This window comes from uncultured Gimesia sp. (genome assembly GCF_937910335.1).
Classification (GTDB): Bacteria; Planctomycetota; Planctomycetia; order Planctomycetales; family Planctomycetaceae; genus Gimesia.
Genome location: NZ_CALEMX010000322.1, coordinates 1 through 6,060, shown reverse-complemented (window position 1 = coordinate 6,060; position 6,060 = coordinate 1). Strand labels below are relative to the sequence as shown.

6 protein-coding genes and 1 pseudogene are annotated in these 6,060 nt (G+C 45.1%); 2 read left to right on the top strand and 5 right to left on the bottom strand.

The annotated features are described in order from the left end of the window. Positions 1–548 (top strand): N,N-dimethylformamidase beta subunit family domain-containing protein (locus tag Q0668_RS12925; RefSeq protein ID WP_366918900.1); only part of this gene is annotated, 548 nt, incomplete at its 5' end. Positions 549–569: 21 nt separating this feature from the next. Further along, entirely contained in the window at positions 570–1,487 is a 918-nt protein-coding gene (locus tag Q0668_RS12920; protein WP_298865278.1) for an acetamidase/formamidase family protein, read from the top strand. A gap of 17 nt (positions 1,488–1,504) precedes the next feature. Here Q0668_RS12920 and Q0668_RS12915 read toward each other — a convergent pair whose 3' ends face one another. The 5 genes and pseudogenes from Q0668_RS12915 to Q0668_RS12895 all read right to left on the bottom strand — a co-directional run. Further along, positions 1,505–2,422: a dihydrodipicolinate synthase family protein gene (locus Q0668_RS12915; protein ID WP_298865272.1), complete on the bottom strand. Its 918-nt coding sequence runs from the start codon at positions 2,420–2,422 to the stop codon at positions 1,505–1,507. Between the two features lie 30 nt (positions 2,423–2,452). After that, positions 2,453–3,571: an enolase C-terminal domain-like protein gene (locus Q0668_RS12910; RefSeq protein WP_298865269.1), complete on the bottom strand. Its 1,119-nt coding sequence runs from the start codon at positions 3,569–3,571 to the stop codon at positions 2,453–2,455. 15 nt (positions 3,572–3,586) lie between these two features. Further along, complete coding sequence (locus Q0668_RS12905) at positions 3,587–4,507, bottom strand: amidohydrolase family protein (RefSeq protein ID WP_298865266.1); 921 nt, start codon at positions 4,505–4,507, stop codon at positions 3,587–3,589. Positions 4,508–4,579: 72 nt separating this feature from the next. Beyond that, a complete protein-coding gene (locus Q0668_RS12900) occupies positions 4,580–5,542 on the bottom strand; it encodes a GntR family transcriptional regulator (protein ID WP_298865263.1) in 963 nt (320 codons plus the stop codon). Positions 5,543–5,789: 247 nt separating this feature from the next. Further along, positions 5,790–6,060, bottom strand: a pseudogene (locus tag Q0668_RS12895) (MFS transporter); the annotation flags it as partial.

The following is a 6,060-nucleotide window of genomic DNA, read 5'->3' as shown; positions in this document are numbered from 1 at the left end:
GTAATGGACTGAATTGTGAAGTGGAATTTCTGGATGACCATCGAATTGTGTATCACAATACCGATTGCACGAAATGGTGTGGAGTGGCGATGGATCCACCAATCCCAGAATCAGAGTCTATTTATGAAAGCCGCTATCACGCGCGGCAGGAATCTGAGGCAAACCTATTGGGGGTCGTGTTTTCCTTTGCGGGAATTATGACGGGTGCCCCTTATAAGGTAATCGATGACCAGCACTGGTGCTTTCAAGGGACGAACTTAAAACAAAACGATCTGTTTGGAACAGAAAGCCAGCACATGCGAATTCCAGGAGGGGCTTCAGGGCACGAGACCGATAAAATTTCTCCTAGTTCGCCAGCTAACGTGCATCTGGTAGCACAGGGGATCAACCCTGATCAAGGAGGCGCTGATATGGTCCATTTCCAAACACATTCTGGAGGTGAAGTCTTTTCTGTAGGATCGATTTGTTGGATTACATCAATGCTCGTTGACGAAAATGTATCGAAGGTCTCACGTAATATAATTGATCAATTTACAAAATCATCATGAATCTACTAATTTGAGAAACCAATGAAACGCATTCTTCGCAAACATACGACTACTGTTTTTTCTGCTCATTGTGAACCTGTGTTGTCAGTGAGCCCGGGAGAAACTTTCATCATTGAAACAGAAGACTCGCGTGGCGGACGTACCAGATTGCCCGAACAATGTACACCAGAATCGCTACACAAGATGCGACAACAGGGGTATGCCGGTAATCCAGTTGTAGGCCCAGTCTATGTGGAAGGGGCGGAGCCTGGTGATACTCTTGCGGTTGATATTCAAGACATGGTTTGTGACACACAGGGTTACTATGGATATTGGCCGTTCGAACAACATCTGCAGGATCTCATTAAAGATCCAGTCACACGTCTGGTAAAGATTGTGGAAGACAAAGTGGTTTATACATTTCACGCAGGGGGAAAAACGCATGAGATGTTGCTGCCTGTCGCGCCGGTGATCGGTACTATTGGAACGGCACCCAAGGAAGAAGTCGTTTATACCTATCACACGGGAACGCATGGAGGTAATCTCGACGTGCCCGAGATTGGACCGGGATGTACGGTCTATCTGCCTGTGGCAGTCAAGGGTGCATTTTTGTCATTAGGAGATTGCCATGCACGGCAGGGTGATGGAGAATTGTGTGCGGTTGAAATGCGTTCCGAAGTAAAATTATCTGTGCGCGTGCTTAAAAATTGGACTAAGCAACAAAAATGGTTGCGTGTGGAGACAGAGGAAGAATTAGTCACAATTGCCTGTGATCGACCTTTGGAATCTGCGCAATGGTTGGCAATTCGAGAGATGATTTCCTGGCTTGAAGAACGGCAGGGATGGACGAAAAGTGAATCCCGCGAATTTTTGAGCATCGCCAGCGATGTCAAGCCGGGACAATCACTGGCTGGGCCTTATTCTATGCGTGTGCTTGTTCCTAAAAAACTTCTGTCCTAAAAAAAGTCACGACAAAATCAAACAGCAATTAGCGATTCTTCACGGTCTAGAATTGGTCGCAAAAGTTTGTCAATCTCTTTACATTCCAATGTTGTTAATTGACGTTGAGGGGCACGAGCGGGGCCAAAGTCTTTTCCAGTAACCTGCATTGCATACTTTAACATGCTGATACTAAAACTCTCTCCACAGCGTGCTCGATATTGTTCAATCGGTAGGATCGTGCGCTGCAATGACATTGCTTCCACAAAGTTTTGTTCAACCAGAGCTGCATGCAGTGCAAGTACCAAACGGGGGCAGAGATTGACAGCGCCGGAAGTGAAGCCTGTCGCACCGGCCAGCATATAATACGGGGCAAATCGTTCTGCGGAACCACAGAGCCATTCACAATCACCAGAACTCTGCTCCACGATTGATTGAAAATGATCCATGTGATTCACCGCGTATTTCATTCCGATGATATAGGGATTGTTCGCTAATTTCAGCAGCAACTTGTCACTGGGAATCTCCCGAGTTTTATAGATCACTGTGGAAGCATGTGTCGATTCGATGAGACGGAGAATGTAGTCAGAGGCTCCTTCATCGCAGAGATATGGGTGCGGTAAAGGCATTACCAGGAGGCCGGCGGCACCGCGTTTAATAGACTCACTAGCCAGTTGAATCGCATCTCCGATGGCGCCACTGACTGGAGCCAGGATCAAGGCATCCGGACCTGTCGCCTGGCAAGTGGCTTCTACCAGTTTCAGAATTTCTGAATGCGAGAGACTATGGAATTCACTTGTGCCGGCTGCAGGCAAAAATACGCGAATACCGGCTGCATACATTTCACTAATATGACGGGTATATAGTTCAATGTCAACTTTATCGTGTTGATCATAAGGGGTAAGAGGAACAGCGTGGACGGTTCGTAAATCAGAACCGGAAATTAACTGTGACATGAGATCACCTTTAAATTATCAAAGAGGGTGTTAGATATCGGTGCGCCACTGCTTTAATTGGTCTTCATCTAACTCAACTCCTAAACCAATGGCGGTTGGTAATTCTGCTGTGACTGGTCCCAGAGACAATGGTTGTTGTATCAGATCTGCTTCGTGGAACAAAGGGCCCAGGCAATCGGCAGGAAATCGTTCGCTGTCAATCACTTTCATCGCGGCAGCGACATGCAACATGGCTGCGCTGCCAATACCCAATTCGAGATTACTACCAATCGAGCAGGTGAGCCCCGCGGCTTCAACCAGATGGCAAATGGCGACGGTTCGCGAGATGCCACCATTTTTTCCAGGGTAGATACTCAGAATGTCTGCGGAACGTTGGCGACAAATTTCCCAGGCATCGGCAACAGAAAACACGCTTTCATCAGCCATAAGAGGAATCTCTGTAAATTTGCGTAACTCTTTCCAGGCGTCATGCTGGCCAATTTGAATGGGTTGTTCGCAAAACGACAATTGAAATTGTTCCATTCGGGGCAATGCGGCGCAAGCAGTGCTGAAATCCCAGCCACAGTTAGCGTCTATGCCCATACTCATATCAGAACCAATTGTTTTTCGTACGGTATCGAGTCGTTCAAGATCGCGTTCAAGATCGAGACCTACTTTCACTTTGAAACTGGTAAAGCCTTGATCGAGAAAATACTGGGTTAGCTCAACTACTTTTTCAGGTAAAAAAGCGCCGATGACCGTCTTGACTGGTATCGAATTACGTACTTTTCCTCCCAGTAGTTGGTAAACAGGTTGTCCTGCTGCCTTGCCAGCCAGATCCCACAACGCCATCTCTACGGCGGCTTTGGTAAAGGGATTGAGCTTGATCACCTGATCCATTTTTTGGATCGCGACATTGATATTGAGCGGATCTTTGCCTACCAGGGCGGGGGCAATGAGTTGGTTCATTGCTGCCAGACAGCTTTGACTAGTTTCTCCGCTCCAGCGCGGCGCGAGTGTAGCTTCTCCTAACCCAATCAACCCTTCATCTGTGTTGATCCGCACGATGACATAAGGAGAATCGACATGTTCTCCATGTGCCGTTTTGGTTGTCAAAAAAGGCTTTAATGGTACTTTGACCGGAATGGCTTCGATCTTGGTAATTTTCATAGTACGTTTTTCAAGTCAAGTCGTTGCAGTTTCCAGCCCCAACTCTTGGAGAGAGAGCACCTGTTTCCAGTTTTCATAAATAATGCGATCAATTACTTCCTGAGGAAATTTGGGAAACGCTGTTCCTTCAACGACTTGATTGACTTTATTTAGTCCGGAGATGACTTGCTCCGGTGTGGCCGATGGAAAATCAGAGCCATAAATCAGTTTGTCTTCAACACCATATTCAAGCGCAGTCATGAAGGCTTGATAGTGTCTTAGAGGTCGATAGTGGAGCGCAGACACATTGGAATACAAGTTAGGATGTTTACGAATCAACACCACACACTCTGTTTCCCAGGGATGTCCCATATGCGAAATAATCATTCTCAGATCAGGGCAGGCGACAGCGATGTCTTCTAACTGAATCGGGTTAGAATACTTTAAAGGCCCAGAACGGACGAACGATGTTCCCTGATGAATGTTAATCGGAATATTCAGTTCTTCAGCTTTTTTAAACAGTGGTAGATGCTTAGGATCTTGAGGATTCCAATTCTGATAAATGGGAGAGACTTTCAGTCCTTTCATTCCCAAATTCTGGACGTAGTGTGTGAGTTGGTCGACACAGTCGACGTCATTTGGATCGACAGAACACCAGGCTACAAAGCGGTCTGAATGCTCTTTTGCAAATTGAGCAATCAATTCCTGATCACAGTTGATGCCGCAAAAGGGGGCTTTAATTCCAAATACGATAGCCTTGGTGCAGTTTTTAGTTGCTTCGAGTAATGCTTCCGGTGTCGAATCAAAGGCGTTCTGCTCTTCAGTTTCAGATCCGGCGAAGTAGACGTCGGCTGAATTCTTCATTTTTGCTTTTTTGGCTGCCCAGGCAAATTCGACAAATTCGTCAGACAAGTGATCCGGGTACCACATTAAATTGGTATGAGTGTCAATCAGCATTAGTGTATCATCCAGACGGAAACAGTGATTTCAGAACATAGAAATTGCAGGTTGTAAGTTTGCTGGCGATTCTTACTCCATTTCATATTTTGTTTTGGCGCGGAGCAGATGTGCTCGCATTCGTTCACGTGACAATTCCACGTCACGATTTTGTAAAACTCTGGCAATTGCCAAATGCTCTTTCATTGCCTTTAACGAGGTTTTTGGTGGTAGTTCCTGATAAACACCGAGTAAAGCCATTTTCATGATTAACGGATCAATCGTCTCCAATAGAACTGAACTTTCAGAAAGCTCCAGTAGCGTACGATGAAACGTGTAATCAATCTGTCTTCGATCTGAATCATTTAGGTCGTTAAATTGCTCAATGATGCGTTTGCAATCACTGACAAGATTCTCAAGTTGTGCATCGGTGGACTTCACAGCAACTCGGTCGATTACTTCTGATTCCAGTAGCAGACGCACTCGATAAAGGTCGACGATTTCCTCGAGGGTCGCATCGACAACCTGCCAACCGCGCCTGGGAATACGAATAAAAAGTCCACGTGCACAAAGCCAATCGAGTGCCTGACGAACTGTTCCGAGACTCGCGTTGAAATCATTTGAAATTTCCTGAGCACTCACATTTTGACCTAAAAGAAATTCACCATTCAATAGTTTTTCAAATATCTTACGATAGGTGGCTTCTGTTTCTGTTTCTCGGTTGAAGTCTGATGCGGAAATATTTTCCAGGTGTTCTGTTTTTGGCTGTTTGACAACGGTTATACGGCCATTATCTCCGTTAGAGACCCAGCCTTCTTCGGAGAGAAGGTTGATTGCCTGCCGGACTGTGGTGCGTGAGATATTCAAATCACGCGCAATCTTGAATGGAACTAGAGTTTCACCCAAGGCAATCTGATCATTTAATAATTGGGAGAATAAATATTTATAGGCACGACGAGTCAACGGCCCACTATCCGAATTAGAAAAATCCTCCGGTATGTCGGTCTCCGGTTCCTGTTTTCTGTTGGTCCAGTCAGATAGCTTCAGGTGGATCATTTGAATTCAATCTTATACGGTATTGAGATAGATGGAATTGTTTTTTTGTGGAATTGGACAATTGAAAGTACTATGACGTTTACACAAATTGAGTATGAATAGCGTATTGGCCAAAATGAGAAATGTGTATTTAGTTTATAAAGAACACCGTGTGTGTCAATGGAATAATTACTAATTTCTCAATCCTAGTCTCTCATTTCTTGATTTCAGCACTCCTCTGTACGTATCTTAGTTCTGATTCGTGATTTTAATCTGAGAGTTTTTGATCTGGGTTTATGAATGCCCAGCAAAAAGTCGCCATTAGATAAATTCCTGCGAATAAAAATAGAACCAGATTCCAGTCTGGAACTTCCATGCTTTTAATTTGTTCGAAGAGCTTTCCGACAATGATAGGTGAAGTATAACCGCCTAATACTCCCGCCATATTCATAATGGCAATTAATAATGATGTATGATTTCCACCCAGATCCATCGAGGTGACCCAAGCTGACGGGTTACCGATTCCGGAAAGAAACGTT

What these genes read in the sequence shown, in the direction of transcription:
- Q0668_RS12900 (WP_298865263.1), bottom strand. Translation starts at nt 5,542, where the DNA reads ATGATCCACCTGAAGCTATCTGACTGGACCAACAGAAAACAGGAACCG.
- Q0668_RS12915 (WP_298865272.1), bottom strand. Translation starts at nt 2,422, where the DNA reads ATGTCACAGTTAATTTCCGGTTCTGATTTACGAACCGTCCACGCTGTT.
- Q0668_RS12905 (WP_298865266.1), bottom strand. Translation starts at nt 4,507, where the DNA reads ATGCTGATTGACACTCATACCAATTTAATGTGGTACCCGGATCACTTG.
- Q0668_RS12910 (WP_298865269.1), bottom strand. Translation starts at nt 3,571, where the DNA reads ATGAAAATTACCAAGATCGAAGCCATTCCGGTCAAAGTACCATTAAAG.
- Q0668_RS12920 (WP_298865278.1), top strand. Translation starts at nt 570, where the DNA reads ATGAAACGCATTCTTCGCAAACATACGACTACTGTTTTTTCTGCTCAT.